The following is a 2,117-nucleotide window of genomic DNA, read 5'->3' on the forward strand; positions in this document are numbered from 1 at the left end:
GGGTGCTTGGGAAAAACGTATCCGATAAGCCTTCTACCTCATCACACAAAATCCGTTTTACCGTTGTTATTAGTGACCATGATGAAACATTTTCCAAAACCATTCCATAGGTAAGCGCCATCCCCTCATGATCTGTCTGTTGCGATATTTTCAAACCACATGAAAGCATCCGAATTGCCTTGGCTATGTCCTCTTTGCTTGCTTTCACTGCAAACAACTCGTGAAGTTGATCACCAGCTGCTAAAGCAATCGCTTCCTGCTGTTTGGTGAGTTTGCTGCCATCCTTCAAAACCAAAGGAAATCCCGGGGCTATCATCTCGTGAATGTGCTTCAAAGTAACCTCTAGATCCGATATCAAGGAGGCTGTCTGCGATGCGTTCACCAATGCTTTTTTGCTTCTGAGAGTGATTTCCATAATTACCACCTATTTGATTAGCTTTATAATTTTTTGAGTTTCTAATCCAATTACGCCATGTTGCTTGCCAATCGATCTTGGTTGCATCCTTGCCTGTCTTGGCTTTCCAATAATCCCGAAATTTCGCTATCTCGACTTTCACGCGTTCTGGAGGCAAGCCCTCTGCAATTGCGAAAGCGTAATCAGGTTCGAAATCATCAGGCAATCGACAACCCCGATCACTTCTAGACCGCTTGGCTTTTTTAGAAACGCTCTCTTGCTCGTGAATGCTAGATGGGAGCACATCAACGATAATATCTGCTAGGCTTTTCGCAGAATTGGTATAACGACGTGATGGTAGTTTCTCCAACTCTTTCTCGTCAATGTGCCATAAATTTTTACCAGCATATGAAGTTTCACTACTTTGCTCGTGAATGGATGTTTGATCGTCTGCTACCAATTCGATTTGATCTGAAGAGTTCTCAACATCATGATCTTCAGTTTCTAAATCTTCAAACTCGTTTTCTTTTTTTGATAACACGATAGTGTTATTTTTTTTATATATGTTAATGTTATTGTTACTTGCATTGCGATCGCATTGCGGAACCCTATGCGGATTGCATGCGGATCGCATGCGGTCTGCATATGCACTTTCATTTATATGATCATCATTATTTTTACGTTTAGTTTTATGCCATCTAGAATGAGCTGCTTTCAATGCTGCTTCTGATTTTTCTTTGCTATCATTTAATTCTAACTCAACATCTAGATTCCATAATCGACCATCCTCTAAACGAATAATTTTTTTCTTGAGTAATAAAAGATCTAATGCTTTGGTGAATGTTTTTACTGGGTAACCAACATAAACTGCTAATGCCTTTAAATCACTCAAAAGAGGTTCGCCAGCGTAAAGCATTTGCAACCGCAGCATCACATAAATACATTTCTCGGTTGAAGATAAACAAGAAACTTCATTCATCCATTCGCCTGCATTAAGCCTCGTCCATGGCAACTTAGTTGACATACTTTCCCCCCTTCTCTTTATTACTAAGCGCATAAAGATTTAGCTCTTGACTCAAAGCTTCAAGTTCCTCTCCAACTTTGAAACTCCACAAACAACCATCTTCTTGAAGAATGATGTGTCCTGTTTCCAATAAATAAGCTAATGCCTTTTTAAATCTTTTTACTGAGCAACCTGTAAAATGAGACAATCCTCGTGCATCATTCAAAATAGGCTCGCCAACGTAAAGCATTTGCAAACGTAACTTTACGTAAACATTACTCTCAATGGGAGGCAAACAAGAAAGATCAAGAAGCCACTTATCTGCAAATAGTCGCGTCCATGGAAATTTAGTTAACATGCATTACCTCCTCTTTTTTCTTATGCCACCTTGCTATCGCTGCTTTCGAAGCGCGCTCTGAAAATTTGTTATTTTCATATTCAAAGGCGGTTGATCCATACCATAAGCTGCCATTCTCTAATTGTGTGATATGACCCGTCCTTATTAAAGCTTCTAATGCCTTTTGAAACGTTCTTACTGAACACCCACACCAACCCGATAAATAAGACACATTATTTATAAGAGGCTCTTTCTTGTCTTTCATAAGCAACACTAATGTTGTGTAAATGCCTTTCTCTGTCGCCTTCAAACCTGTAAGCTCTTTTAAAAACTGATTGGAATAAAATCTTACGCAAGGAACTCTACTAATAGACATGACTGTC

Annotated in this window: 3 protein-coding genes and 1 pseudogene; all 4 read right to left on the minus strand. The window is 39.3% G+C overall.

What is annotated here, in order from left to right; all coding sequences use genetic code 11:
• A pseudogene (locus tag NPX99_RS08545) lies at positions 1-295 on the minus strand (hypothetical protein); the annotation flags it as partial.
• Entirely contained in the window at positions 231-1,418 is a 1,188-nt protein-coding gene (locus NPX99_RS08550; protein ID WP_269031407.1) for a DUF1376 domain-containing protein, read from the minus strand. The pseudogene NPX99_RS08545 and the gene NPX99_RS08550, both read right to left, overlap by 65 nt.
• Positions 1,408-1,755, minus strand: coding sequence for a hypothetical protein (locus tag NPX99_RS08555; RefSeq protein WP_269031408.1), 348 nt, complete (start codon positions 1,753-1,755; stop codon positions 1,408-1,410). Before NPX99_RS08555 ends, NPX99_RS08550 begins: the two co-directional genes overlap by 11 nt.
• On the minus strand, positions 1,745-2,110 hold the full coding sequence (locus tag NPX99_RS08560) for a DUF1376 domain-containing protein (RefSeq protein WP_269031409.1): 366 nt from the start codon (positions 2,108-2,110) through the stop codon (positions 1,745-1,747). Before NPX99_RS08560 ends, NPX99_RS08555 begins: the two co-directional genes overlap by 11 nt.
• Positions 2,111-2,117: the final 7 nt, after the last annotated feature.

Origin of the sequence: Bartonella sp. 220B (genome assembly GCF_026930205.1) — a bacterium.
Lineage (GTDB): Bacteria > Pseudomonadota > Alphaproteobacteria > Rhizobiales > Rhizobiaceae > Bartonella.

Excerpts from the sequence above, each read along its gene's own strand:
- NPX99_RS08550 (WP_269031407.1), bottom strand. The coding sequence starts at position 1,418 with ATGTCAACTAAGTTGCCATGGACGAGGCTTAATGCAGGCGAATGGATG.
- NPX99_RS08555 (WP_269031408.1), bottom strand. The coding sequence starts at position 1,755 with ATGTTAACTAAATTTCCATGGACGCGACTATTTGCAGATAAGTGGCTT.
- NPX99_RS08560 (WP_269031409.1), bottom strand. The coding sequence starts at position 2,110 with ATGTCTATTAGTAGAGTTCCTTGCGTAAGATTTTATTCCAATCAGTTT.